The organism is Micromonospora sp. NPDC006431 (assembly GCF_042870725.1).
Taxonomy (GTDB): domain Bacteria; phylum Actinomycetota; class Actinomycetes; order Mycobacteriales; family Micromonosporaceae; genus Micromonospora.
Map to the genome: position 1 here is coordinate 145,800 of NZ_JBIAHQ010000010.1, position 26,601 is coordinate 172,400.

A 26,601-nucleotide genomic window follows, 5' to 3' on the forward strand; every position below is an offset into this window, starting at 1 on the left:
AGAGCCATTCCGCGGGCGGATTAGCCGACCCGCCGAATGGCGAAGGTCGGTTATTGTTGCGAAATTGCCGCGCCATAGGTCAAACTCTTAGCCACACCCCGCCCGACACAGGGAGCAATGGCGATGGCAAGGAAAGTAATCACTGTTCTGACCGACGACCTCGACGGCGGAAAGGCCGATCGGACCGTCGAGTTCAGCCTGGACGGCGTGGCATACACGATCGACGTCTCCGACGAGAACGCGGGGGTCCTGCGTAAGGCCCTCGACCCGTTCATCACCGCTGGCCGGCGGATCGGGCGCGGGCCGGTCGAGGCGGGTCGCGCGGCACGTCGGACCGCCCGTCCGGCCACCTCGGGAATGGACCGCGAGCAGAACCGCGCCATCCGGGAATGGGCCGCGAAGAACGGCTACGAGATTTCCGAGCGGGGCCGCATCCCCGTCTCGGTGGTGGAGGCCTACAAGAACCGCTGAACCTCCCGGTTCACCGTCGGGCACACCGGGGTCACGCTGAGAAATCGGCATGACCCCGGGCGGCTTTTCCCCGCGTTAACAATTTTCATCCCCGGGAGGAGAGCCGGTAGCGAACTCCACCCCACGCCGTGACCGACACCACCATGGCCGGCACCGGACCGGCACCCTGCCGCACCCCTCGACTGTAATGACCGACGACGTCTGAGGTCATTACAAGTACGACGCACGGGGGTAGACGCATGGCGACCTGGTGGAGGCAGACCGGGGGCGGGTTACCCCGCACCTTCTGGTATCTCTGGACCGCCACCCTGATCAACCGGTTGGGCGGGTTCGTCGCCATCTACCTCGGCGTCTACCTGGTCTCCGTACGGCACTTCGACCCCTCGTACGCCGGCGTGGTGATCGGGTTGCACGGGGCCGGCAGCGCCCTCGGCACGCTGCTCGGCGGCATCATCGCGGACCGGTGGGGGCGGCGACCGGCGATGCTGGCCGGCAACCTCAGCGCCGCAGTCACCGCGGCCGCCCTGGGCCTCACCGGCCACCCCGTCGCGATCGCGGCGCTCACCCTGTCGCTCGGGCTCTGCCTCGGCGTGGCCCGGCCGGCCTTCACCGCCACCATCATCGACGTGGTCGGCGACCGCGACCGGCTGCGCGCACTGACCCTCAACTACTGGGCCATCAACATCGGCTTCTCGGTGGCCGCCACCCTGGCCGGCGTGCTGATCCGGGCCGACCCGGTGCTGCTGTTCGTGGTCAACGCGGCCGTGCTGCTGGGCACCGCCGCCCTGATCGCGGTCAAGGTGCCCGAGTCCCGCCCGGCCCCGGAGGTCGTCGGACCGCGCGCCCCGGCTGACCGGGGCGGCCTCGGCACGGTGCTGCGCGACCGGGTCTTCCTCACCTTCACGGCGCTGACCGGGCTCATCTGGCTGTGCATCGAGGCGGACGTGATGCTGCCGGTGGCGTTGCAGGCCGACGGGCTGCCGGCATCGGCGTACGGGCCGGTCATCGCGGTGAACGGACTGATGATCGTGGTGGGGCAACTCTTCGTGCCGCGGCTGATCGCCCGCTTCGACCGCTCCCGCACCATCGCGCTGGCAGCGGTGGTGATCGGCACCGGGTTCGCCCTCACCGCGCTGGCCGACACCGTCTGGTTCTACGCCGGCACCGTCATGGTCTGGACACTCGGCGAGATGCTCATGACGCCCGCCAATTCAGCGCTCACCGCCGACCTCTCCCCCACCGCGCAGCGCGGCCGCTACCAGGGCGTCTACTCGCTCGGCCACGCCTTCGCCAGCTTCGCCGGGCCAACCGTGGGCGGCCTGGTCACCGGCCGGTTCGGCGACACCACGCTCTGGCTGGGGCTGGCCGGCCTGGCGCTGCTGGTGGCGCTGGGCAACCTGCTCGCCGGGCCGGCCCGGACCCGGCGGATCGCGGCGCTGCGCGTACCCGCCCCGGCTCCGGCCCGGCCGGAACCCGCGCCGGTCTAACCGCGAACGGTCGGTGCCGCGGGCTTTCCACGGTTCGGTCGGCCTACCTGACCTGGATCCGCACCACGTCGAAGGCGAGCGTCTGGTTGGCCTACTCCATCAACTGCTACGGTCCGGGCACACGTCGATGACCGACGATGCCCTTTCCGCACCGTCTCGGCACGGCTCGGAAGACCCGCGTCATTCCCGCTGAGGTACGGAGCTACCGCGGTGACGGTTCAACGGTGGATCGGGAAATTCGCGGCACCGTTCCGCCGCAACCGGCGCCGAGGTGGTCGATCAGTCAACCCAGAGATGGTCGAAGGCGAAGCCGCCGGCGAACTCGTCCCGCCGGGCGGCGAGCCGCCGGATCTGCTGCCGCAGCTCGTCCCGGTCCACCAGCGGCGGCTCGCCGACCTCGAGGTCGCGCAACCGCTCCCCGACCGCCACCGCGGCCAGGTCCTCGGCGAGCCGGTCCGGGTCCACCCCACAGGAGAAACGCTGCGCGAAGAGTTGGACCCGCTCGACCAGGCACCGGCCGGGCCGCACCTCGACCCAGCTCCACCCCTCGGCCGGGCCGTCCGCCCATTGCACGTGCAGCCCGCGGACGATCGGGTCGGCGAGGCGCCGCTCGACGAACGCCTCGACAGCGGCGGCCCGGGTCAGCGCCCCGAGGTCGTTGACCGGTCCGCGGCGGCCGTCGGGAAGCCGGCCGAGAATGTCCCGGAACCCGACCATGTCCCCGCCCTCCGGGCCGGCTTGAGTGCCGGCCGCGTAGCTGCGCGCGTCGATGACGTACTCGACGAGGCGGCGGCCGTGCTCGGAGCCGCGCAGCGTCGGCGACTCCACCCGCAGCACCGGCAGACCGACGGCCGCGCAGACCGCGCTTGTCATCCGCTCGGCGCGCTGGGCGGAACCGGCGGGCGCGGGCGCGGCGATCTGCAGGGCGAACAGCGGCCAGCCGGTGTCGGCCGCGCACACCACCAGGTCGAAGCCCTCCTTGCTGGCGGTGCTCCACTGGTGCCCGGTGATCCCCGGCGGGCGCCCCTGCACCAGCTCGCTCAGCCGCCGCGCCGCGTACCCGACCTGGCCGGCCCGGCTGAGCAGCGGCGCCGCCCCGCCGGTGATCGGACGCAGCCAGGACGCCGCCACGCTGCCGGTGCTCGTCATCTTCGCCAGATCCATCCGTCCGTCGATCGACGCCCGAGTGTATGCGTTCGATCATGTTCGTCGTGTCGCCGGTGCACGATCGGGCGGGTCGTACCCGTTCGTCACCGTCGCCGGACCCCGGTTCCGCGGTCCTCGTCCGCCATGAGTGCGCGGCGGGGAAACGGGTACGCCCCGCCCGTCCGGTCGGTCACCGCACAGCGGAGGTGGGCATGACGCGCCATCAGTTCGGGTTCCTCGCCGGGTTCCTCCTGGTCGCGGTCTGGGCGCTCGGCGGGGCCGGCGCCGCGGCGGGCGCCACGCTGGCCGGGCTGGTGGGCTGGCTTTTGGTCCGGGTCCTCGACGGGGACGTCACCCTGCCCGGGCTCGCCGATCGGGCCCCCGCCGGCCGACACCGGTGAACGGAGGCGTCCGATGACCGGCACCCTGCCGCGGCGCGGCACGTCCACCCAGGATCGCCCGGTCGCGCCGGCCCGGCCCTGGAGCGAAGAATGGCTCGCCCGGCTCGCCGCGGACGCGGCGCGGCTGGCCCCGGCCGTGTCCGGCCCGACGGCGGCCGTCCGGGTGGCCGGGCAGGCCGCCCGGATCGACCTCGACCTCGCCGTCAGCTACGGCGCGCACCTGCCCACCGTCGCGGCCGCGGTCCGCCGCCGGGTCACCGCCCGGATCGAGGCGCACACCGGCCTGACCGTGGAGTCGGTCACCGTCACGGTGGTGGACATGCCCCTGCCGGCCGACCCGTCGACAGCCGGCGGCGACCGCGCCCGGGGCGGCGGGATCCCGGCGGCCGGAGGTTGACATGCGCACGGTCAACCGGGTCGCCACCCTGCTGCTCGCCGTCGCCCTGCTCGCCGGTGGGGCGCTCGCCGTCGCCGAGGGGCTGCTCGCCGCGCTCGGCGGTCCCGGTCCGCTGGTCCACCGCTGGTACGCGACGCTGATCACCACCCGCTGGCAGGACGCCCCGGCCCGGGCGGTCGCCGGCGGCGTAACCCTGCTCGGGCTGGTGGTCCTCGTCGCCGAGCTGCGCCGGTGGCGCCCGGCCCGGCTGCGGCTCGCCGAGGACGACCGCTGGCACCTGCACCGCCGGTCGATGGAACGACGGCTGGCCCGGGCGGTCTACGCCGTGCCCAGCGTCCGACGGGCCCGGGTACGCCTGCGCCGGCGGGGGGACTCCTGGCGACCCCGGGTGACCGCCACCGCCGACCCGGCGGCCCGCGCCGACGTCGAGTTCGCCCTGCGCCGGGAACTCGACCGGCTGGCCACACCGCGCCGGGGTCGGATCGACGTCCGGCTCCTACCGGCCCGGCGGGCCACGTGAGCAACGCCGCGCACCGGCTGCTGTGGACGGTGCTCGCCCTGGTGCTCGTGGCCGCCGGCGGGACCGCGCTGGCGGTCGGGCTGGGCTGGCTGCCGGGCGGCGGCGCCCCGTTGCTGGGGGCCGGCCCGGCCAGCTGGTGGCGGGCCGGCACGCCGTGGAGCGGTCTCGCGGTGGCGGTCGGCGGGGTGCTGGTGGCCCTGCTCGGGCAGCGGTTGCTGGCCGCCGGGCTGCGCGTGCCCGGCCGGCTCGCCGGCACGCTGGCGCATCCCGGTGACGGGGGCGGGCGTACCCGGGTGGCGAGCGAGGTGCTGACCGCCGCGCTGGAGCGGGACCTGTGCCGGGCTCCCGGGGTACACCGGGCCCGGGTGGTGCTCACCGGACCGGTCAGTGGGCCGGACGTCTGGGTGGAGCTGCGCGTCGACCCGTGCGCCGGTCTCGGCGCGGCCCGCGCGCACGTCGACGCCGCGGTCCGCCGGTTCGCGGCGACGGTCGGCTGCCAGCCGGCGCACCTGGACGTGACCGCCCTGGTGGACGAACCCCGGCCCTGAATCGGCAACGCCGGCTCGGCGTCCGACGCGGCGCGAGCCGGCGCCGCCGCCGGCAACGCCAGCCCGACGCGTCCGGCCCCGCGACGCGACCTGGAACCGCCGCCGCTCCCCGGCTGGGGCAGCATGTACGGGACCGAGGGGAGGCCCGACGTGCGGGTGGTGTCGCTGGTGCCGTCGTTGACCGAGGCGGTGGCGTTGACCCGGCCCGAGGTGCTGGTCGGGGCGACCGACTGGTGCACCCATCCGGCCGGGCTGGACGTCGCCCGGGTCGGCGGGAGCAAGTATCCGGACCTGGACCGGGTGCTCGCACTCCGGCCCGACCTCGTGCTGCTCAACGAGGAGGAGAATCGGCTTGCCGACGCGGACGCCCTGCGCGCGGCCGGCGTACCGGTGCGGGTCACCTTTCCCCGTACGGTGCCGGAGGCGCTGACCCAGCTCGGCGAGCTGGTCGCCGCGCTCGACGTGACGGACGAGCCGGACTGGTTGCGGGCCGCCCGGCGGGCCTGGGCCGACCTGTCCACGCCGACCAGCCACCGGGCCGCGGTGGTGCCGGTGTGGCGGCGGCCGTGGGTGGTGCTCGGCCGGGACACCTTCGCCGGTGACGTGCTGCACCGGCTGGGCGTGGCGAACCAGTGGGCCGGACACGCGGAGCGGTATCCCCGCCCGAGCCTGGACGAGCTGCGCGGACGACGGCCCGACCTGGCGGTGCTGCCGGACGAGCCGTACCGGTTCACGGCCGGCGACGGACCGGAGGCGTTCCCCGGCGTACCGGCCACGCTGGTCTCGGGCCGCCACCTGACCTGGTACGGGCCCTCCCTCGCCGAGGCGCCCGCGCTGCTCGCCGCCCAGCTCGCCCGCCCGGTCTGAGCCCGGGGCCTCGGCGGGCGTCACCGAAGGTGGCGCCCACCATGGCGTGCCCCGACCGGACCCTTTCCCGGGACCCGCGGGTATCGGCCGGTCGCGATCCGGCAGGATCGACGGGGACCACACCCGGAACACCGAGGAGACCCGCTCATGCAGAAGCCCGAGGTTGGCCCGATCGAGGGCGCGCCGCCCGCCGATCTCGTCATCGACGACATCACGGTCGGCGAGGGTCCGGAGGCCCGCCCCGGCCAGCTCGCCACCGTGCACTACGTCGGCGTGGCCCACTCGACCGGCCGCGAGTTCGACGCCTCGTGGAACCGGGGTGAGCCGTTCGAGTTCCCGCTCGGCGGGGGCCAGGTCATCGCCGGCTGGGACCAGGGCGTGGTCGGCATGAAGGTCGGCGGCCGGCGCCGGCTGACCATCCCGCCGCACCTGGGCTACGGCGCGCGGGGCGCCGGTGGCGTCATCAAGCCGAACGAGACGCTCGTCTTCGTGGTGGACCTGCTCGGCGTCCGCTGACCCGGCCGACCAGGGCCGTCGGCACCCACGCCGGCGGCCCTGGTCCGTCCCGCCGGGGCGGTTGCGCCGCCCGACCGCCACGAGGGCGGCGTCAGGCCGCGACCAGCTCCCCCGCGACGGCCGACTCCCGGACCGGCATCACCCGGTGCAGACCGGTGGCCCGCAACACCCGGGCGACCACCGGGCCGGGATCGACCAGGACCAGCACGCCGCCGCGGGCCCGGACCCGCAGGTGCGCGGCGACCAGCGTGCGCACCCCGGCCGCGGAGAGCAGCCGCACCCCGGAGAGGTCCACCCGCAGCACGGGCCGCGCCGGGGCCGCCCAGAGCGCGGCCCGGAACGATCCCACGGTGGCGATGTCGATCTCGCCGATCGCCCGGATGTCCACCTCGTGGTCGCCCACGCTGATCTCGACGTGGAACCGGTCGCTGTGCTGCCCCATGCCGAGAAACCTATCCCGGGGGACCGACACTTCCGGCCCGCCGGAACCCGGGATCCGGGTACGTCCCGGGTCGAACCCCGAGAGCATCAGGGGATCCCCCCGGACCCGCACGCCGGCCAGGGCGGACGCGGTGGTGGTCGGTGCCGCGCTGGTCTCCGGCGCGCTGCCCGATGTCGCGCGACACGCCGCCGGCAACTGCCCGACCGGGCATCGGCGGGGAACAATGACCGGATGGCCGTCCCCCGCCGGCGCCCGCCGCTGCTGATCCGGCCGGTCCGTGAGCCGGCCACCGTGCCCCCGCCGCTGGACGGGCCGTGGGCCCCCACCGACGACCGCCTCGACCGGGCCGACCTGCTGCCGCTGCCCGACGGCGGGCACGGTCCGGAGGACGTGCTGATCGACCCGCAGGGCAGGGCGGTCAGCGGCGACGAACAGGGCCGGCTCTGGTGGTGGCCGGCGGACGCCCCGGCCGGCACCCGGCCCACCCTGCTCGCCGAGACCGGCGGCCGGCCGCTCGGCATCGAGGTGGACCCGGTCGACGGCGAGCTGCTGGTCTGCGACGCGTACCGGGGGCTGCTGCGGGTCACGCCGGACGGGGCGGTGCGCGAGTTGACCGGCAGTGGGGAGGTGCATCTCGCCGACAACGCCACGGTGGCCCGGGACGGCACGGTCTACTTCACCGACAGCTCAGACCGGTTCCCGCTGTCCCACTGGAAGCGGGACCTGCTGGAGCACCGCCCCAACGGGCGGGTGCTCGCGTACGACCGGCGGACCGGGCGCACCGAGGTGGTGACGAGCGGCCTGTACTTCCCCAACGGGGTGGCGCTGACCCCGGACGAGTCGGCGCTGATGCTGGTGGAGACGGCCACGCACCGGCTGCTCCGGGTGGACCTGCCGGAGGGGCGGGCCACCGTGCTGGCCGATCTGCCGGCGTACCCGGACAACGTGTCGGCGGTGGGCGACGACACCTACTGGATCGCGCTGCCCAGCCCCCGGCTACCGAGCATGGAGAAGCTCCTGCCGCATCCCCGGGTGCGCCAACTCGTCGCGCTGCTGCCCGGCGCGGTGCAGCCGCAGCCCCGCCGCTACGGGCTGGTCGCGCTGGTCGACGGCGCCGGGCGGGTGCTGCGGACGCTGCACGGGCCGAGCGGGGCGTACCCGATGATCACCGGGGTGCGGCAGCACGGGCAGCGGCTCTGGCTGGGCAGCCTGACCGCCGCGGGCGTGGCCCGGGTGGACCTGAGCTGACGGATGGGGCCGGCCCGCCGTGGTTCCCGCAGGGACGCCGCCGGGCCGGCCGGAAGAGGCCGGACCGCCGTGGCTCCCGGAGGGGCACCGCCGGGCCGGCCGGAAGGGGGCCGGCCCGCCGTTACGGCGGGCCGGCCTCGGTCGTTCCTCCCCGGTGGTCAGCCGCCGCTGCTGGAGGGCGCGGGAGCGGGCGCCGACCCGCCGGCCACCGCGCCCGGGTGCGGCGTGGCACTGACCGTGGGCTTGAGCCCGGCCGGTACGGGCAGCGCGCTGCCCTTGGCGAACTCGTCCCAGCCGACGTTCCAGGCGGTCCACCCGTTGCCGGCCTGCAGCTGCACCTCGGTGCCCTTGACCGTCACCAGGTCACCGACCTGCGTGATGCCCATCAGCCAGTCCGCCGCCGCGTTGGAGACGTTGGCGCAGCCATGCGAGACGTTGGTGTAGCCCTGGTCCCCTTCCGACCAGGGCGCGGCGTGGATGAACTCGCCGCCCCAGGTGAGGCGCTGGGCGTCGTCCACGTCGACGACGTAGCCGCCGTTCGCCTCACCCCGGGTGTCGAAGGTGGTCCGGTCGAACTTCTCCATGATCACCATGTTGCCGCTGGAGCTGGGTGTGTCCGGCTTGCCGAGGCTGACCGGGATCTTCTTGAGCAGCTTGCCGTCCTGGTAGACCGCCATCTGCTTGGTGGCGTTGTCGATGTCCAGCGAGACCTGCCGGCCAATCTTCGAGGAGGCCGACCGGTCCGCGTCCCCGATTCGGTCCTTGCCGATCGGCAACCCCTCCAGCCCGGCCCGCACGCTGATCTTCGTGCCCGGCTTCCAGAAGTCGGGTGCCCGGTAGTAGACCTGCGTGCCGTCCCCCACCCACGACCAGGTGCCCGGTTGCGGCGGGTCCGTCTTCACGAACAACCGGCGCTGCACATCCGCCCGGGCCTCCTGCGGAATGCCCGGCTCGAAAGCGACCACCAACGGCATCGCCGTCCCGTAGGTCTGTTCCCCGCTGAAATACAAAGTGCTCTTGATCGCCTGTTTGGTCGATTTCCCCATCGTCGTGAACGTCGTCTTCTGCGTGCTCGTCCGCCCCTTGTCACCGGTGGCGGTCACCTCCGCCGTATACGTCCGCGAATTCTGCAACGGCCGGGTCGGCACCCAGCCCGACCCGTCCTCGCGCGGCTCGGCCGGCACCTGCGCGCCCTTGTCGTCGGTCAACCGCACCGCGGTGATCTTCCCGTCCTTGACGGTGGCCCCCACCTCGGCGCTGACCGGCACGTCCTTCGTCTTGTCCGCCGGCGTCACCGTGATCGACGGGGGTGCAGCCCCCTTGCCGCCCACCGACTTCGGTCCGGCGGTGCACGCGCCGACCACCAGTGGCGTGGCTGCGATGGTCACCGCAAACAGCGTCATTCGCCGCCTCAGGTCCATTTCCCCACCCCCATTTCCAGTCCCCTTCGTTCCCATTCTGTCGGTCACCGGAGAAGCTGTAGGCCGTTTCAAACAATTGCTTGACCGGGGCGACTTAAGTTTGTCGACCGCGTACGGAATGACATTTCTTCGCCCAGTCAGTCCCATTCGTCGTCGCCGTGGTTGCGTTCCCACCGGCCACCGATGGGCGGGGTGTCCAGCCGGGTGGGGCCCTCGGCGTTCCCGGCCAGGTCGTTGTCCTCGACCCGGCCCACGCAGCTGCCCCGTTCGGTGATCCAGAAGCCATGGGTCTGGGTGGCCGGGCGCAAACTGTCCCAGCCGCCTCCAGGTTCCCGGTCAGCGTGCAGGCGGAGACGATCAGGCCGTTGGCGCCCCAGTCGGAGATGCCGAAACGGTTGCCCTGGGCGTGGCAGCCGACGATCCGGATCCCCCGCGGCCGCAACACCCCGGCCTGCTGCAACTCCAGGAGGATCCCGCTGGTGGCAGCGCCGCCGTGTGGAAGGCCGGCGGGGTGGGATCAGCCCGGTTGCCCGAGTTGCTCAGCACGAACCGGGTCGCGCCCGGACCGGCGCCGAGCAGCGACACGCCGCTGCGCCAGACCGTGCCGGCGTCCCGGATCGAGTAGACCCCGGGCGGGCAGTAGATCACCCGGGCCCGCCGGTCGGCGGCGTGCGCGTCCCCCAGCCGGTCCACCAGCGCGGCGAAAGCGGGCTGGTGGTTGGTCGTCCCGTCCCCGGTCAGCCCGTGCGCCCGGGCGTCGCACATCAGCGGCGCGCCGGCGACCGGGTGCGGGCGTACGCCACCGGCGGAGGGCACGTGCGAGTGCTCCATCCCGTTCCTCCCCCTCGGCGACCGGGCTCGCATTCCCGGTCGCGCAGCGGAGAAACGGCGGACGGCCCCGGCCCCGGGCGTGGACGGGGCCGGGGCCGGGTCGGTGGGTCAGACGTTCGCCACCAGCAGGGCGGGCTGCTCGACGCAGTCCGCCACGTGCCGCAGGAAACCGCCGGCCACGCCGCCGTCGCAGACCCGGTGGTCGAAGGTGAGGCTGAGCTGCGTCACCTTGCGGACCGCGAGCTGCCCGTCGACCACCCAGGGCTTGTCCACGATGCGGCCGACGCCGAGCAGCGCCGCCTCCGGGTGGTTGATGATCGGGGTGGAGCCGTCCACACCGAACACCCCGTAGTTGTTCAGGGTGAAGGTGCCGCCGGTCAGCCGCGCCGGGGGCAGGGTGCCGGCCCGGGCCGCGGCGGTGGTCTCGGCGAGGGCGGCGGCCAGCTCGCGGGTGGTCAGCCGCTGGGCGTCGCGGAGCACCGGGACGACCAGGCCCCGCTCGGTCTGCGCGGCGATGCCCAGGTGCACCCCGGCCGACTGGATGATCCGCTGCCCCTCGGTGTCCACGTGCGCGTTGAGCTGCGGGTACTTCCGCAGGCCGCTGAGGCAGATCCGGGCGAGCAGGGCCAGGATGCTGACCGGCGCGTCCGGGGTGGCGGCGTTGATCGCGGCCCGGGTAGCCAGCAGCCCGGTGGCGTCCACGTCGACCCAGATGGTCACCTCGGGGATCTCCCGCCGGCTGCGGGAGAGCTTGTCGGCGATGGCCTTGCGGATGCCGGTCAGTGGGATGACCACGTCACCGTCCCCGTCGGGGGCGAGCCCGACATGCGGGTCCGGCACCGCGGCCAGCCGGGTGGCCGAGGCGGCCTCCACGTCAGCGCGGCGGATCACCCCGCCGGGGCCGGTGCCGCGTACCGACGCCAGGTCGATCCCGCGCTCCTTCGCCAGCCGCCGCACGATCGGCGAGATGACCAGGGCGCTCGTCCGCGTGGCCTCAGCAGCGGCCGGGGCGGTGGCGGTCGGAGTCGGGCCGGCGACGGCACCGACCGGCGCGGCGGCCGGGGGCTCCGGGGCCAGCGCGAGCCGCGGGCGGCGGCGCCGGCGGCCGGAGCCGCCGTGCCCGGTGCCGTACCCGATCAGCACGTTGCCGGAGCCGGCGCGCTCCTCCTCGCGGTAGGTGGCGTGCGGGTCGTCCCCTTCCGCACCGTCGAGCGGGGCGATGGTGATCAGCGGCTGGCCGACCGGGCGGACCTCACCCGCCGCGCCGTGCAGGGCCACGACCCGGCCGGCGTACGGGCAGGGCACGTCGACGACCGCCTTGGCGGTCTCCACCTCGACCACGGTCTGGTCCACGGTGACCACGTCGCCGACGGCGACCCGCCACTCGACGATCTCCGCCTCGCTGAGCCCCTCGCCAAGGTCCGGCAGGAGGAAGTCGCGGGTCCCCGTCATGGTGGTCATGCCGCCACCTTCCTGCGGTCGGCGTCGTCATGACGTGCGGGGCGGAGCCGAATGATTCGCTCGCTGCGCTCGCTCATGCCGCCACCCACCGGGTGTCGGGCTGGTCGTCCCACTGGAGGCGGGCCACCGTGTCCAGCACCCGATCCACCGAGGGCAGGTGGGTGTGCTCCAGCATCGGCGCCGGGTACGGGATGTCCAGGCCGGACACCCGCAGCACCGGGGCGTGCAGGGCGTGGAAGCAGCGCTCCTGCACCCGGGCGGCGATCTCCGCGCCGACCCCGGCGAAGCCCTGCGCCTCCTGGATCACCACGCACCGGCCGGTCTTCCGCACCGACGCGGTGACCGTGGCGTCGTCGAACGGCACGATCGTGCGTACGTCGACGACCTCCAGGTCCCAGCCCTCCTCGCGGGCGGCCTCGGCCGCCTCCAGCGCGACCGGCACCGCCGGCCCGTACGCGACCAGGGTGGCGTCGGTGCCCGCCCGGCGCACGACGGCCTTGCCGAACGGCGCGGTACGCGCCGGCAGCTCGGCCTCGGCGCTGGAGAAGTAGAGCTTCTTCGGCTCCATGAACACGACCGGGTCCGGGTCGTCGATCGCCTCGCGCAGCAGCGAGTACGCGTCCTCGACGGTGGCCGGGGTGACCACCTTCAGGCCCGGGGTGTGCGCGTAGTACGCCTCGGAGGAGTCGCAGTGGTGCTCCACGCCGCCGATGCCGCCGGCGTACGGAACCCGGATGACGATCGGCACGCTGAGCGCGCCCCGGGTGCGGTTGCGCAGCTTCGCCACGTGCGAGGCGATCTGCTCGAACGCCGGGTACGCGAACGCGTCGAACTGCATCTCGACCACCGGCCGCAGCCCGGACATGGCCAGGCCGACGGCGAAGCCGACGATGCCGGCCTCGGCGAGCGGGGTGTCGAAGCAACGCTTGTCGCCGAACCGGGCCTGCAGGCCGTCGGTGATCCGGAAGACGCCGCCCAACTGCCCGACGTCCTCGCCGAAGACGACCACCCGCTCGTCGTCCAGCATCGCGTCGGCCAGCGCGGCGTTGAGCGCCTTCGCCATGGTCATGGTGGCCATCAGGCGTCCCCCTCCTCGTCGCGGGCGGCGGCCAGTTCGGCGCGGACCTGCTCACGCTGCTCGACCAGCTGCGGGGTCGGCTCCGCGTACACGTGGTCGAAGAGGCTGAGCGGGTCCACCGCCGGCTGGGCGTTCATCCGGTCGCGCAGCGCGGCCGCGTACGCCTCGGCCTCGTCGGCGATGGCGGCGACCGCCGCGTCGTCCAGCACATCCCGGGCCCGCAGGTAGGTCTCCAGCCGGGCGATCGGGTCGCGGTCCCGCCACGCCTCAACCTCCTCGGCGTCCCGGTAGCGGGTCTGGTCGTCGGCGTTGGTGTGCGGTTCCATCCGGTAGGTGTGCGCCTCGACCAGGAACGGCCCCTGGCCCGACCGGGCGTGCTCCACCGCGCGGGTGAGCACCGCGAGCACGGCCACCGGGTCGTTGCCGTCGACCTGCTCGCTGGGTACGCCGTAGCCGACGCCCTTGTACGCCAGGCTCGGCGCGGCGGTCTGCCGGGACAGCGGGACGCTGATCGCGTACTTGTTGTTCTGCACGAAGTAGACGACCGGGGCCTTGAACACGGCGGCGAAGTTGACCCCCTCGTGGAAGTCGCCCTCGCTGGTCGCGCCGTCGCCGATGAAGGCCAGCGCCACGGTGTCCCGCCCCTGGTACGACTCGCCGTACGCCAGGCCCGCGGCGTGCACGCACTGGGTGGCCAGCGGGGTGCACTGCGGCGCGGTGTGCCGGGCCGCCGGGTCGTACCCGCAGTGCCAGTCACCGCGCAGCAGGGTGAGCACCTCGACCGGGTCGATGCCCCGGGCGGTCAGCGCCATCGACTCGCGGTAGGTGGGGAAGACCCAGTCGGTGTCGTGCAGCGCGAGAACCCCGCCGACCTGGCAGGCCTCCTGCCCGCGCGAGGACGGATAGACGGCGAGGCGACCCTGCTTGGTCAGCGCGGTGGCCTGCACGTCGAAGCGGCGGCCGACGACCATCCGCCGGTACATCTCACGGAGCGCGTCGAGCGGCGGCTCGGGGTAGTCGTCCCGGGCCGGCAGCGGGGTGCCGTCCGGGTTCAGCAGACGGACCGGCTCGGTGCGCGGCAGCAGCCCGGCCGACGGGTCGGCGGCGGCGGGGGTGGCCTTCCGGCGGGTGCGGGGGGATGCCCTGCGGACCGCCTGGGGTGTGGTCGTCACGGCGGGGACCTCCTGGACGTGTGGTGGACCTATGCTCACGCCGTCGGATGATTGACTCAAGTTGCCCGCCGAACGCGGGACGAATGGCACGGCTGGGAGTGGTTCATGAGCCAGGAGACCAGCCCGGCACCGGGCGTGGCGGGCGGAACGGGACGTTCGGCCGGGCCGCTCGACGAGGTGGACCGGCGGATCCTGCGCGAACTGGTCAACGACGGCCGGCTCTCCATGCGCACCCTGGCCGAACGGGTGCACGTTTCGCGCACCAACGCGTACGCCCGAGTGGAGCGCCTGATCCGGGACGGGGTGATCACCGGGTTCCGGGCCCGGGTGGCGCCGGAACCCGCCGGGTTGGGCACGTCGGCGTACATCGCGCTGACCATCGAGCAGAACACCTGGCGGGAGGTGTCCGAGGAACTGGCCCGGGTGCGCTACGTCGAGCACGTGGCGCTGCTCAGCGGCGAGCACGACGTGCTGGCCCTGGTCCGGGCGCCGGACAACGCCACCCTGCGGGACGTGGTGCTGGAGCGGGTGCAGAGCATCGCCGGGGTGCTGTCGACGCGCACCTGGCTGGTCTTCGAGGAGTTCGACGGGACGCAGACCCTCTGGCCGTAGGCGTCAGCGTTCCGGCGGCGCCTCCAGGCCCTCCCGGTCGGCCAGCTCCAGCAGCGGCTCCAGGGAGAACCGGCGGTCGTCCAGGCCGGCGTGCGGGTCGCCGCGCTCGGCGAACCGGGCCGGCAGGCTCACCACGTCGAAGTCCTCCGGCCGCACGTCGTCCAGCTCCGACCAGTCCAGCGGGGCGGAGACCAGCGCCCGCGGGGTGGGCCGGATCGAGTACGCCGACGTGACGGTGTGATCGCGGGCCATCTGGTTGTAGTCCACGAAGACCGGCCGGTCCCGCTGCTCCCGCCACCAGGTGGTGGTCACCAGGTCGGGCAGCCGGCGCTGCATCTCCCGGCCCAGCGCCAGCACCGCCCGCCGGCACTCGCCGAAGCTCCACCGCGGCTCGATGGACAGGTAGACGTGGATGCCCCGACCGCCGGTGGTCTTCGGGTAGCCGACCAGCCCCAGCTCGTCGAGGAACGCCCGCACCTCGTGGGCGACCGGGACCACCTGGGCGAAGTCCACCCCGGGCATCGGGTCGAGGTCGATGCGGAGCTGGTCGGGGTGCTCAACGTCGCCGGCGGACACCGGCCACGGGTGGAAGCGCAGGGTGCCCAGGTTGACCGCCCAGATCACCACGGCGAGCTCGCTCGGGGCCACCTCGTCGGCGGTCCGGCCGCTGGGGAAGGTGATGTGGGCGGTGCGCACCCAGTCGGGCGCCCCGGCGGGCAGCCGCTTCTGGTAGAACGCGTCGCCGCGATTGTCCTGCCGGGTGGCGATCTTCGCGCCCTCGAACACGCCGCGCGGCCACCGCTCCAGCATGGTAGGCCGGTCGCGCAGGGCGCGCAGGATGCCGTCGCCGACGGCGAGGAAGTAGCGGACCACGTCGAGCTTGGTCAGCCCGCGCTCCGGGAAGTACGGCTTGTCGGGGCTGGAGACGCGGACCACCCGCTCGCCTACCCGGATCTCCTCGGCCGCCGTGGTCGCCACGCCTCACACGGTAGCGGGCGACGGGCCGCCGCGGTCGCCCGCCGCGCAGCGGGCCGATCAGGAGATCAGCGTGATGCCCACGACGACGAGCGGCAGCCCGACGAACAGGAAGATCCCGACACCGGTGAGGACCCGGCCACCGCCCCCGGTCTCCTGCTCGGGTGCGAGCCCGAAGGCGGCCCGGGCGCCGAGCATGCCGACCCGGCTGAGGGTGAGGTCGCCGGTGACACCGAGCAGCGCCCCGACGACGACCAGGGCGATACCGAACCGGGTGACGAACTCGCCGCCGGACACCGCTACCCAGACGCCGGCAGCGACCGCGACCACCACCAGCGCGATCACCAGCAGCACCAGGGCTTCCCGCAGACCCTTGAGGACCGTCATCGATGGCTCCATCCCGTCGTGTCGGACGGGACATTCTGCTCCACCGATGGGTCTGCCCGCTGCCCCGTTCGCGACAGCGGTCAGTCGAGCGGCACCATCCGGGAAGCGCCGGAGTCGCGGCTGCCGGGACCGGGCGGCGTCCGTCCGGCCCCGGCCACGCCGGCGCTCAGCGCCCTTCCTGCTGCATACGCGCCATGAGCATCTGCTTGCCCTGGTCACCGGCCTTGCGGTTGTTCTCCTGGATCTTGCGGAACCAGTTCGCGAGCTCCGTGTCGCCGCGCTTGTCCGCGTCGGCGATGTACGTGTCCATCCGGTAGATGTTCTCCAACGACATCTGCACCGTGTGGATCAGGTCGTAGTTCTTGTCCCGTACCGGGCTCATCTGTTCCTTGGTCATGGTCGTGGCCACGACACACCTCCCCATGTCTCGGCTTCCGGTGGCGCCAGCGCTTACCCGCCTGCGGCCGGTTCACGCCCCGCCCGGCCGAGGGCCGCCCGACGGCCCGCACGGTTACGCCCGCCGGGCCCGGGTACCGGTGGCCGCATGGCGGAACTGGCGGCGCTGTGGATCGTCCGGCACGGCGAGAGCACGGCGAACGTCGCGGCGAGCCGGGCGGAGGCGGCCGGCGCCGAACTGACCGGCCTCACCCAGCACCGCGACGCGGATGTGCCGCTGTCGCCGACCGGGCAGGAGCAGGCCCGGGCCACCGGCCGCTGGCTCGCCAAGCTGCCGGGGACGCACCGGCCCGACGTGGCGGTGGTGTCGCCTTACGTGCGGGCGGTGCAGACGGCCGAGCTGGCGCTGGCCGGCACGGGCATCCCGGTCAGCCGGGACGAGCGGCTGCGCGACCGGGAACAGGGCATCCTCGACGGCCTGACCGAACACGGGGTGCGGCAGCGGTATCCGGCGGAGGCGGAACGCCGGGCCCGCCTCGGCACGTTCTACTACCGGCCCCCCGGCGGCGAGTCCTGGCCCGACGTGGCACTTCGGCTGCGCGCTCTCCTCGGTGACCTGCGCCGTGACCACGAGGGTCGGCGGGTGCTGCTCTTCGGCCACGACGCCCTGGTCTTCGTGCTCCGCTACCTGCTGGAGGGGCTCACCGAGGACGAGCTGAGGGGGCTGACCCGGGACTACTCGATCGCCAACTGCTCGGTCACCGGCTGGTCCGTCGACGCCGCGGGGCGGCTCGCCCCGGAGATGTTCAACGACGTCACCCACCTGCACCGGCAGGCCAGGCAGCCGGAACGCGGCTCTGCCGGCCCAAGGACCAGCTACGGGCTGGACAGTGGGCCAGCTTGATCGCTCCTCCCCTTCCGGCGACCGCAACTGCCGGCTGCGATCGAGCTTTGCACCCGGCCTGTCCTACATGGCCGGTCCGTAGCGGGACCGTAGCCGGGCGATAGCGAGCTGGCCCAGGCTCGCGATGGGCGCGGGACATCCCCGCCGCCCGTTCCGGGTCTCTCGCCAAGGAGTTCCATGGGCAGGCTCAGCTCAACGAGACGGTGGGGTGCCGTGGCGCTGACCACCGCAGCCCTCAGCACCGGTGCCGTCGTGCTCCCGACCACTGCGGCGCACGCCGCCGCACCCAATGATCACGTCCTCTACTGGAACGACGTCCTGGTGCGCACGTACCGCCAGCTCGGCGGAGCGCCGGGGCCGCTGGCCCGCGCCGGCGCCATGCTGCACGGCGCCATCTACGACGCGGCCAACTCGGCTCTCTGCGCGGCCGGCGACGCCCAGTGCATCGGTCAGCCGTACCGGGTCAAGGTCTCGCCCACGCCCGGCATCGTGCCGGACCTCGCCACCGCCATCGACTACGCCGCTTACGACACGCTGCGCAGCGTGTACCCGGGCGTCAACTTCGACGCCGACCTGTCCACCGCACAGGAGGGGACGGCCAGTTCGCCGGCCCGGACCGACGGTCAGCGGATCGGCTCGGCGAGCGCACAGGCGATGATCAGTTTCCGGACCAACGACGGGTCGCCGGACAACTCGACGTTCCCGTTCAGCGACACGCCGGGAGTGTGGCGGCCGACCGGCTCCGGCGCCGCCGCCACGCCCAGTTGGGGCCTGGTCAAGCCGTTCGCGATGACCTCCGGCGCCCAGTTCCGGCCGGGCTTGCCGGCGGGCTACTCGGACATGGCCAAACTGCTCGCCAGCCCCGAGTACGCGGCGCAGGTCAACGAGGTGAAGGACCTCGGCCGGTACAACAGCACGTCCCGCACCGCCGACCATACGCAGGCCGCCTGGTTCTGGGCCAATGATCTAGACAAGCTCACGTACAAGCCGCCAGGCCAGCTCTTCGCCCACACCCAGATCGTGGCGAAGTCGGCGAAGCTGACCCAGGCCGGGAACGCTCGGCTCTTCGCCCTGGTGGGGATCGCGCTGGCCGACGCGGGCATCGTGGCGTGGGACGCGAAATACCAGACACCGATCGCCCTGTGGCGGCCGGAGAGCGCGATCCAGCTCGCGGACACCGACGGCAACGACGCGACGAAGTCCGACGGCAACTGGAAGCCGCTCTCGGCCGACGACAAGGGGGTGAATTTCTCCCCACCGTTCCCGGCCTACACCTCCGGGCACGCCACGTTCGCCGCGGCGTGGGCGGGCGCGATGAGGGGCTTCTTCAATACTGATGAGTTCAGGTTCATCGCCACCACCCAGGATCCGCACGCGGTGGGGGTTACCCGGCCCTTCGGTACCTTCAGCGCCGCTGCCACGGAGAATGCCCGCAGCCGGGTCTACCTCGGCGTGCACTACCAGTGGGACGCGGACGCGGGGATGTCGTCGGGCACCGCGATGGCGAACTACGTCACCGCAAACTTCCTCCGCCCGACCACGTCGTACACCTTCGACGGGTTCTACCTCAACGGCAGCAAGATCGGGGATTACATCGACGCCGCACCGCCGAGGGGCTACACATTCGGATTCGCCGTCAAGGACTCCGCCGGAACCCCCGTGACCGATTCCGGCGCCGTCACCGGCGCATCATGGAACGGCCACCCCGGGGGGACAGTGTCGACGCCGGTCTACAACCCCACCACCGGGCGATATGAGGTCGGAGCCAGCGTCAACCGGGCCTGCGACGGACCACAGGTCCTTTCGGTCCTGCTCCGGGACGGCTCGACCCACTCGATCACCGTCGACTGCGACGTCGTCTGATCTTCATCAGCCGCTGCGGACGCGCTGGGGTGGGCCCCGACTTCCGGGATCCACACCAGCCGTCAGCATGCCCCGGCCAGTGAGACGCTCATCGCCTCAAGCTGGCGGCGTACGTCCCGGAGCATCTGTTCGGTCAGCCGCAAGTAGTCCAGCGTCGCCGCCAGCGCCTCCCGGTCGACGGACGACAGCGTGGTCGGCTCATCCTCCAGCAGGTCGCGGTACGCCGCCACCAGATCCCGGCCCGGGTCCAGGCCAAGCTCGTCGCGAAGGAGGCGGCGAACCCGGTGATAGACGGCAATTGCCTCACCCCGGCGACCCGCGCCGTGCAGTGCCACCACCAGATGCCGCCAGAACGTCTCCCGCAACGGATGCTCCGCGACCAGCTCGGTCAACGTCGAAATGATTTCTCGATGCCGCCCGAGTCGCAGCTCCAACCCGAACAAGTCACCGAGCACGTCCAGCCGCTGCTCCTGCAGTTGGACCCCGGCGAGCCGGGCGAACGGCGCATCGACGTTGCACAACGGTGGCCCGTGGTACAGCTTGAGTGCCTCGCGGAAGAGTGCCACGGCCGAGTCGAACTGGCGACCGGCGCTCAGCGCCCGACCACGCTGTACGAGTTGGTCGAAAACCAGGACATCGATTTCGCCAGGCTGCGCGTGCAGGGAGTATCCGGCCGGATGCGTGTGTATTTTGACGACCCCGCTGTTCTGAAACATGGCACGCAGCGCCGAGATCTGTGCCTGCACCTGGGTCCGCACCGTCCGCGGCGGCGCCTCGCCCCAGACAGCCTTGATGATGTGGCCCATCGGGACCACCTTGCCGCTGTTGAGCAGCAACAGCGCAAGCACGGCTCGCAACCGGTTGCCGCGTATGGTGAGTGGATCCTCCCCCGAACCTACCGTGAGCGGCCCCAGGAGCCGGAACCTCATGAGCGGCGGAATCGGGCAGGAAGGCGAGCTGGCAGGCGATTGTGAAGCTTGCGCATGGCGTCCCCCGTCACGCTTAGCAACATCAGTGATTTGCGGCCGTAACTGTAGGAGATCTTCGATGTGCCCGGCAAGGGCGGAGCCGACCAGGGCTGTCGGAGCTGATCCGGGCGGCGGGAGTACGGCAAACATCGCGGCCAGCCGGGCCGAGACGTCCGGCGCCGAGCGAATTGTGCAGCCCTGCGCTTTTGCTCGTTGGCCACCGTCTGACGGCTGTTGTTCGTCCGTTCGGCTGTGTGTAACACCACACCGGCTCCCTACGCTGATCCCTCGAAAGCGAGCAGCCTGCCCGCTTTCCGCCGGCCCCTCCCCGCCAGGGAGTGCGGCTCGGTTAGATCGGCCCTCTGGGAGTCTGTGTGAAGAACCTTCGTCGCAAGACACTGGCCGCAGCGTCCGTCGTGACGCTCGGCGTCGGCCTCGCCGTCACCGGCGGGCTGGCACCGGCGGCCGCAGCCGGACCGGACACCACGTTCCTGGTCCTCGCCCCACAGGGCGGCAAGACCGACAAGGCCGCCGCCCGCGTGGCGGCTGCCAAGGGCACCGTGGTGGCCAGCTACGACCAGATCGGCGTGCTCGTCGTCCGTTCGACCAACCCGAACTTCGCCACCCAGGTGGCGGGGGCGGGCGTCGAGTCGGTCGCGTCCACCGCCGGCCTGGGCACCGCCCTCGACGAGGGCGAGACCGTGGAGGTCTCCGCGGCCGATGTCGCCGCCGCCACCGGCGACCCGACCAAGGAGCCGGACTACGGCAAACAGTGGGACATGGACATGATCCACGTCCCGCAGGCCCACGCGATCACCACCGGAAGCCCGAACGTCGTGGTCGGCGTGCTGGACAGCGGCATCTCCAGCAGCCACCCCGACCTGGCCAGCCAAATCGCCAAGGACAAGAGCGTGTCCTGCCTCGGCGGTGTCACCAACACCGCCGAGGCGGCCTGGAACCCGACCAGGAGCGACCACGGCACCCACGTGGCCGGCACCATCGCCGCCGCCATCAATGGCGTCGGCGTGACCGGCATCGCGCCGGGCGTCAAGGTCGCCGCCGTCAAGGTGGTCAACGACGGCGGCTTCATCTACCCGGAGGCTGCGGTCTGCGGGTTCATGTGGGCCGCCGACCACGGGATGCAGCTGACCAACAACAGCTACTACATCGACCCGTGGGAGTTCAACTGCCGCAACGACGCACGCCAGCGTCCGGTGTGGCAGGCGGTGCAGCGGGCCATCCGATACTCGCAGTCCAAGGGCGTGCTGAACATCGCGTCCGCCGGCAACTCGAACGTCGACCTGGCCCACAAGACGATCGACTCGGGTAGCCCGAACAACGTGCCCGAGGACCAGTACGAGACCCGCGACATCAACAGCGCCTGCCTCGACCTGCCGGCCGAGGCGCCGGGCGTGGTGACCGTCTCGGCGGTGGGCCCGACCGGTGCGAAGAGCTTCTACTCCTCGTACGGCCAAGGCGTCATCGATGTGACGGCGCCGGGCGGTGACAGTCGGATCCGCACCCAGGGCGCGAGGCCGACCAGCGCGGACCAGATCCTGTCGACCATCGCACTGCCGAACGCCGAGGGCGAGATGGTCAACGGGTACGGGTACAAGCACGGGACGTCGATGTCCGGCCCGCACGCCACCGGTGTCGCGGCGCTGGCTCTGTCGGCGCACCCGGGCATGACCGCGGGCCAGCTGGCGTCGTTCCTGGAGCGCACGGCGGTCGCGCAGTCCTGCCCGGCGGGCGTCTACAACCTGGTGCCGCTGCACCCGGACGGCCCGCACGCCTACGACGCGACCTGCTCCGGCGGGGCGCGTAACGGGTTCTACGGCGCCGGCATGGTCGACGCGTACAACGTGGTGAAGTAACAACCGCACTACCAGTGATGGGGCCCGGCAGGCGACCGCCGGGCCCCATCCGCTTTCGCGGCTCACGACCGGATTGGCGGATTGCCGGGGCGGAGGTCGACCCGGGCGGGCCCGGGCGGACCCGGTAGGATCGGCGCGGGCCGTGACTGGCGCGTGGGATGGAGCACCATCGGGGAGCGGTCCCGTCACGAGGACGCACGCCGAGCGCCTGGGCCTTCCGCACGTCACCAGGAGGTCGCATGTCGCTGAACGCCGAATCCACCGCCTTCCGCAGCGCGCTGGAGGTGATCCGCGCCGTCGAGCCGCGGGTGGCGGACGCCATCGGGGCGGAGTTGGCCGACCAGCGCGAGTCGCTCAAGCTCATCGCCAGCGAGAACTACGCCTCCCCCGCCACCCTGCTGGCCATGGGCAACTGGTTCAGCGACAAGTACGCCGAGGGCACCGTCGGCCGCCGCTTCTACGCGGGCTGCCAGAACGTGGACACCGTCGAGGCGCTCGCCGCCGAGCACGCCCGGGAGCTGTTCGGCGCGGCCCACGCGTACGTGCAGCCGCACTCCGGCATCGACGCCAACCTGGTCGCCTTCTGGGCGATCCTGGCCGACCGGGTGGAGTCCCCGGCCCTGAAGAAGGCCCAGGTACGCCAGGTCAACGAGCTGACCGAGGCGGACTGGTTCGCACTGCGCCGGGAGCTGGGCAACCAGCGGATGCTCGGCATGTCGCTGGACGCCGGCGGGCACCTGACCCACGGCTTCCGGCCGAACATCTCGGGCAAGATGTTCGACCAGCGCAGCTACGGCACCGACCCGGCCACCGGGCTGGTCGACTACGACAAGGTCGCCGAGGCGGCGCGGGAGTTCAAGCCGCTGATCCTGGTCGCCGGCTACTCGGCGTACCCCCGGAAGGTCAACTTCCGGATCATGCGGGAGATCGCCGACGAAGTCGGCGCCACCTTCATGGTCGACATGGCGCACTTCGCCGGCCTGGTCGCGGGCAAGGTCTTCACCGGCGACTTCGACCCGGTGCCGCACGCGCACATCGTCACCACCACCACTCACAAGTCGCTGCGCGGCCCGCGCGGCGGCATGGTGCTCTGCGGCCCGGAGCTGGCCGACCAGGTCGACCGCGGCTGCCCGATGGTGCTCGGCGGCCCACTGCCGCACGTGATGGCCGCCAAGGCGGTCGCGCTGGCCGAGGCCCGCCGCCCCGATTTCGCCGACTACGCGCAGCGCATCGTCGCCAACGCCCAGGCGCTCGCCGAGGGGCTGCTGCGCCGGGGCGCGAAGCTGGTCACCGGCGGCACCGACAACCACCTGGTGCTGATCGACGTCTCCGGGTACGGCCTCACCGGCCGGCAGGCCGAGCAGGCGCTGCTGGACTCGGGCATCGTCACCAACCGCAACGCCGTGCCGCAGGACCCGAACGGCGCCTGGTACACCTCGGGCATCCGGATCGGCACCCCGGCGCTCACCACCCGGGGCCTCGGCACCGCCGAGATGGACGCCACCGCCGAGCTGATCCACACCGTGCTCACCCAGACCACCCCGGGTGCGAACCCGGACGGCACCGCGTCCAAGGCGAAGTACGTGCTCGACGCGGCCCTGGCGGACAAGGTGAGCAAGCAGGCCAGCGAGCTGCTCGCCACCTTCCCCCTCTACCCCGCCATCAACCTCGCCTAACCGACCCCCGCTCCCGACGCCCCGCCCGGCCTCCGGCCGCGCGGGGCGTCGCACATCCGGCTGGTCCACCCGTTGATCATGAGGTTAGCGGCAACGGAAAGCGCTTTCTCCCACCGCTAACCTCATGATCAACGGGGTGGTCCAGTGGGCGGGTGGGCCGGTGGGCAGGGCAGTTGGTCAGCGGAGGGGGCGTTTGAGGTGGTAGCGGTGCACCTCGGTGCTGCCCTGGACGTTGTTCACGTCCTCGGCGGCGGAGACCAGCTCCCAGCCTTCCCGGCCGACCCGGTTGAGGTGCCCGATGGCGGTGTCCCCGTACGCCGTCACGTCGGTGCGCGACCCGTCCGGGGCGTACCAGACGAACGTGACGTGGAAATTCCGGCCCTGCCCCTGATAGCGGCGGACCAGCAACGCGTACTCCCAGGCAACCATCCGTCCATTATCTACGGTGGCCCTCGACGCCCGGACGGGTGGTGGCGGACCGGCGACCCTGTGCTGTCACGCCGGGGCGGCCAGCGCGGCCAGTTCGTCGGTGACCAGGGCGGCGAGCCGGTCCAGGCCCAGGTCGATCTGGTCCGGGGTGACCGCGCTGACCGACAGCCGCAGCGCGTTCACCGCCGCCCCGTCGTCATAGAAGTGGGCCATCGGGGTCCAGAGCACGCCGTACTCGCGGGCCGAGCGGTGCAGCAGCGCATCGTCCACGCCGAAGGGCACGGTCACCACCACGAAGAAGCCGCCGGCCGGCACGTTCCAGCGCACCGGGCCGCCGGCCGGGAAGCGGCGGGCCAGCCCGTCGACCATGTGCCGCAGGTTGCGGGCGTACGCGGCCCGCTCCCGCGCGTTGGCCGCGACCAGGGAGCAGTCGTGGGCCAGCAGCGCCCCACCGATCACCGCCTGGGCGATCGGCGAGGTGTTCACGGTGACCATGCTCTTGATCTTGGCGAGCTGGTCGGCGAGCGGGCCGACCGTCCCGTCGGAGCCGGCGACCCGCTGGTCGGCGACCACGTACCCGACCCGGGCGCCGGGCAGCACGGTCTTGGCGAACGAGCCGAGGTAGACCACCCGGCGCCGGCTGTCCAGGGCCTTGAGCGTCGGCCGCCGCTCGGTGCCCCCGGCCGGGAAGAGGCCGTACGGGTTGTCCTCGATGAGCAGCAACTCCTCCTCGACGGCGAGGTCGAGCAGCCGCCGCCGCTGCGCCACGTCCATGCTGACCCCGGACGGGTTGGCGAAGTCGGGCATCACGTAGCAGGCGCGCGGGCGCAGCCCCTCGGCCCGGGCCCGGCGCAGCTGCGCGCGCAGGTCGGCCAGGTCGATCCCGTCCGGGCCACCGGTGACCGGGCGCACCGGCAGGTCGACCAGGCGGGCCGCACCGGTCAGCCCGACGTACGTGGGGGCGACGGCGAGCAGCACGTCCTCCGGTCCGGCCCGCAGCGCCCGCAGCACCAGGAACATCGCCTCCTGGCAACCGACCGTCACCACGATCGTCTCCGGGTCGACGGTGATCTGCTCGTCGACGGCGAGGTTGCGGGCGATCAGATGGTGCACGACGCCCTTGGTCCGGCCGTACTGGAGCAGGGTGCGGTCGACCTGGGCGGGGCTCAGTCCGAGGTCGTCGGCGAGGTGCCGGCGGAAGGTGTCCAGGTGCCGGTGCAGCACGGCGGAGTCGAAGAACTCCTCGTAGGGCCGACCGGCGGCGAGCGAGACCGCGGCCGGGTAGTGCTGCGCCACCTCGTTGAGAAAGTTCATCGAGTTCAGCGCGGGGTCGTCGACACTGCGGTGCAGGGCCGCGACGGTCAGGTCCACCGGCTCCACGTCAACCTCCGGTCAGGGTACGCAGGTGCCGGGCCGCCGCCGGGTCGGCACAGCCGGTCAGGGTGAGCGCGTCGCGCAGCTCGGCGGCGAGCAGCGCCAGCGCGGCCTCGGCGCCGGCCCGGCCGCCGGCCGCCAGGGCCCAGAGCAGCGGCCGCCCGACCAGCACGCCGGCCGCGCCGAGGGCGAGGGCCCGCAGCACGTCGATGCCGCTGCGCACGCCGCTGTCCAACAGCACGGCGCAGCGGTCCGGCACCGCCGCGACCACCTCGGGCAGCACGGTCGCGGTGGCGGGGGCGCCGTCGAACTGCCGCCCGCCGTGGTTGGAGACCACCACGGCGTCCGCGCCGACCTCCGCGGCGCGGACCGCGTCGCGCGGGTCCAGGACACCCTTCACCAGCAACGGCAGCCGGGTACGCTCCCGCAGCCAGGCCAGGTCGGCCCAGCTCAGCGCCGGGGCGAAGACCGCACCGGTGTGCACCGCGACGGCGGACACCCCGGGCGCGCCCTGGTGGGCCAGGTCGTCGCGGCCACCGGGCAGGTTCGCCGCGGTGACCTGCGGCGGCAGGGCGAAGCCGTTGCGGACGTCGCGCAGCCGCCGGCCGAGCACCGGCACGTCGACGGTGACCATCAGCGCGACGCAGCCGGCGGCGTGGGCCCGGTCCAGCAGGTCGGCCACCAGGCCCCGGTCACGCAGCCAGTAGAGCTGGAACCAGACGCTGCCACCGACCGCGGTGATCTCCTCGATCGGTGTGCTGCCCAGCGTGCTCGCCACGTACGGCACGCCGGCGGTCCGGGCGGCGGCGGCCAGGCCGAGCTCCCCGTCCGGGTGCAGCAGCCTCTGGTACGCCATCGGCGCGACCGCCACCGGCAGGGCGTAGGTGCCGCCGGGCAGCACCGCCTCGGTGCGCGGGCGGTCCACCCCGGTCAGCACCCGGGGCAGCACCGCCACCCGGTCCAGGGCGGCCCGGTTGGCCGCGAGGGTCGTCTCGGCGCCGCTGCCGCCGGCTACGAAGTCCCACACGTCGCCGGGCAGCACGGCCCGGGCCAGCTCGGCGAGGTCGGCCAGGCTGGCCGGCGGGACGAACCCGGCAGCGGTCGAGGCGCCGGCGGCCGGTCCAGCCGGCGCCGGCC

The 26,601-nt window shown here is 73.0% G+C and carries 28 protein-coding genes, 1 pseudogene and 1 riboswitch; of the genes and pseudogenes, 14 read left to right on the forward strand and 15 right to left on the reverse strand.

What is annotated here, in order from left to right:
• Window positions 1–123 precede the first annotated feature (123 nt).
• A complete protein-coding gene (locus ACFYM6_RS18985; RefSeq protein WP_387277112.1) occupies window positions 124–471 on the forward strand; it encodes an Lsr2 family protein in 348 nt (115 codons plus the stop codon).
• A 239-nt stretch (window positions 472–710) separates the two neighbouring features.
• Window positions 711–1,958 carry an MDR family MFS transporter gene (locus ACFYM6_RS18990; RefSeq protein WP_387277114.1) on the forward strand — a complete coding sequence of 416 codons (1,248 nt, stop codon included), beginning with the start codon at window positions 711–713 and terminating at the stop codon, window positions 1,956–1,958.
• A gap of 279 nt (window positions 1,959–2,237) precedes the next feature.
• Here ACFYM6_RS18990 and ACFYM6_RS18995 read toward each other — a convergent pair whose 3' ends face one another.
• On the reverse strand, window positions 2,238–3,107 hold the full coding sequence (locus ACFYM6_RS18995; RefSeq protein ID WP_387277116.1) for a hypothetical protein: 870 nt from the start codon (window positions 3,105–3,107) through the stop codon (window positions 2,238–2,240).
• Window positions 3,108–3,316: 209 nt separating this feature from the next.
• On the opposite strand from ACFYM6_RS18995, the gene ACFYM6_RS19000 reads away from it, so the two are divergent.
• The 6 genes from ACFYM6_RS19000 to ACFYM6_RS19025 all read left to right on the forward strand — a co-directional run bounded on the left by ACFYM6_RS19000 (window position 3,317) and on the right by ACFYM6_RS19025 (window position 6,353).
• The gene (locus tag ACFYM6_RS19000) at window positions 3,317–3,505 is read left to right on the forward strand and encodes a hypothetical protein (protein WP_387277118.1); all 189 of its coding nucleotides are present in this window, start codon (window positions 3,317–3,319) and stop codon (window positions 3,503–3,505) included.
• A gap of 13 nt (window positions 3,506–3,518) precedes the next feature.
• Window positions 3,519–3,902 (forward strand): Asp23/Gls24 family envelope stress response protein, encoded by a 384-nt coding sequence (locus ACFYM6_RS19005; protein WP_387277119.1) that lies wholly within the window; start codon window positions 3,519–3,521, stop codon window positions 3,900–3,902.
• A gap of 1 nt (window position 3,903) precedes the next feature.
• Window positions 3,904–4,422 carry a hypothetical protein gene (locus tag ACFYM6_RS19010; RefSeq protein WP_387277121.1) on the forward strand — a complete coding sequence of 173 codons (519 nt, stop codon included), beginning with the start codon at window positions 3,904–3,906 and terminating at the stop codon, window positions 4,420–4,422.
• On the forward strand, window positions 4,419–4,970 hold the full coding sequence (locus tag ACFYM6_RS19015; protein ID WP_387277123.1) for a hypothetical protein: 552 nt from the start codon (window positions 4,419–4,421) through the stop codon (window positions 4,968–4,970). The genes ACFYM6_RS19010 and ACFYM6_RS19015 overlap by 4 nt, the downstream gene beginning before the upstream one ends.
• Before the next feature lie 150 nt (window positions 4,971–5,120).
• Complete coding sequence (locus tag ACFYM6_RS19020) at window positions 5,121–5,837, forward strand: helical backbone metal receptor (RefSeq protein WP_387277125.1); 717 nt, start codon at window positions 5,121–5,123, stop codon at window positions 5,835–5,837.
• A gap of 147 nt (window positions 5,838–5,984) precedes the next feature.
• Entirely contained in the window at window positions 5,985–6,353 is a 369-nt protein-coding gene (locus tag ACFYM6_RS19025) for an FKBP-type peptidyl-prolyl cis-trans isomerase (protein WP_387277127.1), read from the forward strand.
• A 91-nt stretch (window positions 6,354–6,444) separates the two neighbouring features.
• Here ACFYM6_RS19025 and ACFYM6_RS19030 read toward each other — a convergent pair whose 3' ends face one another.
• Window positions 6,445–6,795 carry an STAS domain-containing protein gene (locus ACFYM6_RS19030; RefSeq protein WP_387277129.1) on the reverse strand — a complete coding sequence of 117 codons (351 nt, stop codon included), beginning with the start codon at window positions 6,793–6,795 and terminating at the stop codon, window positions 6,445–6,447.
• A gap of 231 nt (window positions 6,796–7,026) precedes the next feature.
• On the opposite strand from ACFYM6_RS19030, the gene ACFYM6_RS19035 reads away from it, so the two are divergent.
• Entirely contained in the window at window positions 7,027–8,043 is a 1,017-nt protein-coding gene (locus tag ACFYM6_RS19035; RefSeq protein ID WP_387277131.1) for an SMP-30/gluconolactonase/LRE family protein, read from the forward strand.
• 158 nt (window positions 8,044–8,201) lie between these two features.
• On the opposite strand, the gene ACFYM6_RS19040 is transcribed toward ACFYM6_RS19035, so the two are convergent.
• From ACFYM6_RS19040 to pdhA, 6 genes and pseudogenes are all read right to left on the reverse strand, one after another.
• The gene (locus ACFYM6_RS19040; protein ID WP_387277132.1) at window positions 8,202–9,464 is read right to left on the reverse strand and encodes an Ig-like domain-containing protein; all 1,263 of its coding nucleotides are present in this window, start codon (window positions 9,462–9,464) and stop codon (window positions 8,202–8,204) included.
• A 137-nt stretch (window positions 9,465–9,601) separates the two neighbouring features.
• Window positions 9,602–9,772 (reverse strand): hypothetical protein, encoded by a 171-nt coding sequence (locus ACFYM6_RS19045; protein ID WP_387277357.1) that lies wholly within the window; start codon window positions 9,770–9,772, stop codon window positions 9,602–9,604.
• Window positions 9,709–10,295: pseudogene (locus tag ACFYM6_RS19050) on the reverse strand (hypothetical protein); the annotation flags it as partial. The gene ACFYM6_RS19045 and the pseudogene ACFYM6_RS19050, both read right to left, overlap by 64 nt.
• A gap of 108 nt (window positions 10,296–10,403) precedes the next feature.
• On the reverse strand, window positions 10,404–11,756 hold the full coding sequence (locus ACFYM6_RS19055; protein ID WP_387277134.1) for a dihydrolipoamide acetyltransferase family protein: 1,353 nt from the start codon (window positions 11,754–11,756) through the stop codon (window positions 10,404–10,406).
• Window positions 11,757–11,829: 73 nt separating this feature from the next.
• A complete protein-coding gene (locus ACFYM6_RS19060; protein ID WP_148799411.1) occupies window positions 11,830–12,834 on the reverse strand; it encodes an alpha-ketoacid dehydrogenase subunit beta in 1,005 nt (334 codons plus the stop codon).
• Window positions 12,834–14,039, reverse strand: coding sequence for a pyruvate dehydrogenase (acetyl-transferring) E1 component subunit alpha (gene pdhA, locus ACFYM6_RS19065; RefSeq protein ID WP_387277347.1), 1,206 nt, complete (start codon window positions 14,037–14,039; stop codon window positions 12,834–12,836). Before pdhA ends, ACFYM6_RS19060 begins: the two co-directional genes overlap by 1 nt.
• Window positions 14,040–14,111: 72 nt before the next feature.
• Between pdhA and ACFYM6_RS19070 the strand changes: the two genes are divergently transcribed.
• Entirely contained in the window at window positions 14,112–14,618 is a 507-nt protein-coding gene (locus ACFYM6_RS19070) for an Lrp/AsnC family transcriptional regulator (protein WP_387277136.1), read from the forward strand.
• Between the two features lie 3 nt (window positions 14,619–14,621).
• On the opposite strand, the gene ACFYM6_RS19075 is transcribed toward ACFYM6_RS19070, so the two are convergent.
• The 3 genes from ACFYM6_RS19075 to ACFYM6_RS19085 all read right to left on the reverse strand — a co-directional run bounded on the left by ACFYM6_RS19075 (window position 14,622) and on the right by ACFYM6_RS19085 (window position 16,389).
• Window positions 14,622–15,596, reverse strand: coding sequence for a DNA polymerase domain-containing protein (locus ACFYM6_RS19075; RefSeq protein WP_387277138.1), 975 nt, complete (start codon window positions 15,594–15,596; stop codon window positions 14,622–14,624).
• Between the two features lie 57 nt (window positions 15,597–15,653).
• Window positions 15,654–15,980, reverse strand: coding sequence for a hypothetical protein (locus ACFYM6_RS19080; protein ID WP_387277140.1), 327 nt, complete (start codon window positions 15,978–15,980; stop codon window positions 15,654–15,656).
• A gap of 166 nt (window positions 15,981–16,146) precedes the next feature.
• Window positions 16,147–16,389 carry a hypothetical protein gene (locus ACFYM6_RS19085; RefSeq protein WP_357435812.1) on the reverse strand — a complete coding sequence of 81 codons (243 nt, stop codon included), beginning with the start codon at window positions 16,387–16,389 and terminating at the stop codon, window positions 16,147–16,149.
• Between the two features lie 135 nt (window positions 16,390–16,524).
• Between ACFYM6_RS19085 and ACFYM6_RS19090 the strand changes: the two genes are divergently transcribed.
• Window positions 16,525–17,280: a histidine phosphatase family protein gene (locus ACFYM6_RS19090; RefSeq protein WP_387277142.1), complete on the forward strand. Its 756-nt coding sequence runs from the start codon at window positions 16,525–16,527 to the stop codon at window positions 17,278–17,280.
• 213 nt (window positions 17,281–17,493) lie between these two features.
• Window positions 17,494–19,143, forward strand: a complete 1,650-nt coding sequence (locus ACFYM6_RS19095; RefSeq protein ID WP_387277144.1) for a vanadium-dependent haloperoxidase — start codon at window positions 17,494–17,496, stop codon at window positions 19,141–19,143.
• A 62-nt stretch (window positions 19,144–19,205) separates the two neighbouring features.
• Here the strand turns inward: ACFYM6_RS19095 and ACFYM6_RS19100 are convergent, their stop codons facing one another.
• Window positions 19,206–20,261, reverse strand: coding sequence for a BTAD domain-containing putative transcriptional regulator (locus ACFYM6_RS19100; protein WP_387277146.1), 1,056 nt, complete (start codon window positions 20,259–20,261; stop codon window positions 19,206–19,208).
• 224 nt (window positions 20,262–20,485) lie between these two features.
• Here ACFYM6_RS19100 and ACFYM6_RS19105 point away from each other — a divergent pair, with 224 nt between their 5' ends.
• Window positions 20,486–21,985, forward strand: coding sequence for a S8 family serine peptidase (locus ACFYM6_RS19105; protein ID WP_387277148.1), 1,500 nt, complete (start codon window positions 20,486–20,488; stop codon window positions 21,983–21,985).
• A gap of 132 nt (window positions 21,986–22,117) precedes the next feature.
• A riboswitch (ZMP/ZTP riboswitch) is annotated at window positions 22,118–22,206 on the forward strand.
• A gap of 18 nt (window positions 22,207–22,224) precedes the next feature.
• Window positions 22,225–23,661 (forward strand): glycine hydroxymethyltransferase, encoded by a 1,437-nt coding sequence (locus ACFYM6_RS19110; RefSeq protein ID WP_387277150.1) that lies wholly within the window; start codon window positions 22,225–22,227, stop codon window positions 23,659–23,661.
• 177 nt (window positions 23,662–23,838) lie between these two features.
• Here ACFYM6_RS19110 and ACFYM6_RS19115 read toward each other — a convergent pair whose 3' ends face one another.
• The 3 genes from ACFYM6_RS19115 to ACFYM6_RS19125 all read right to left on the reverse strand — a co-directional run bounded on the left by ACFYM6_RS19115 (window position 23,839) and on the right by ACFYM6_RS19125 (window position 26,536).
• Complete coding sequence (locus ACFYM6_RS19115) at window positions 23,839–24,090, reverse strand: hypothetical protein (protein ID WP_073836290.1); 252 nt, start codon at window positions 24,088–24,090, stop codon at window positions 23,839–23,841.
• A 66-nt stretch (window positions 24,091–24,156) separates the two neighbouring features.
• Window positions 24,157–25,470 (reverse strand): PLP-dependent aminotransferase family protein, encoded by a 1,314-nt coding sequence (locus ACFYM6_RS19120; protein WP_387277153.1) that lies wholly within the window; start codon window positions 25,468–25,470, stop codon window positions 24,157–24,159.
• Between the two features lies 1 nt (window position 25,471).
• Entirely contained in the window at window positions 25,472–26,536 is a 1,065-nt protein-coding gene (locus tag ACFYM6_RS19125) for an alpha-hydroxy acid oxidase (protein WP_387277349.1), read from the reverse strand.
• Window positions 26,537–26,601: the final 65 nt, after the last annotated feature.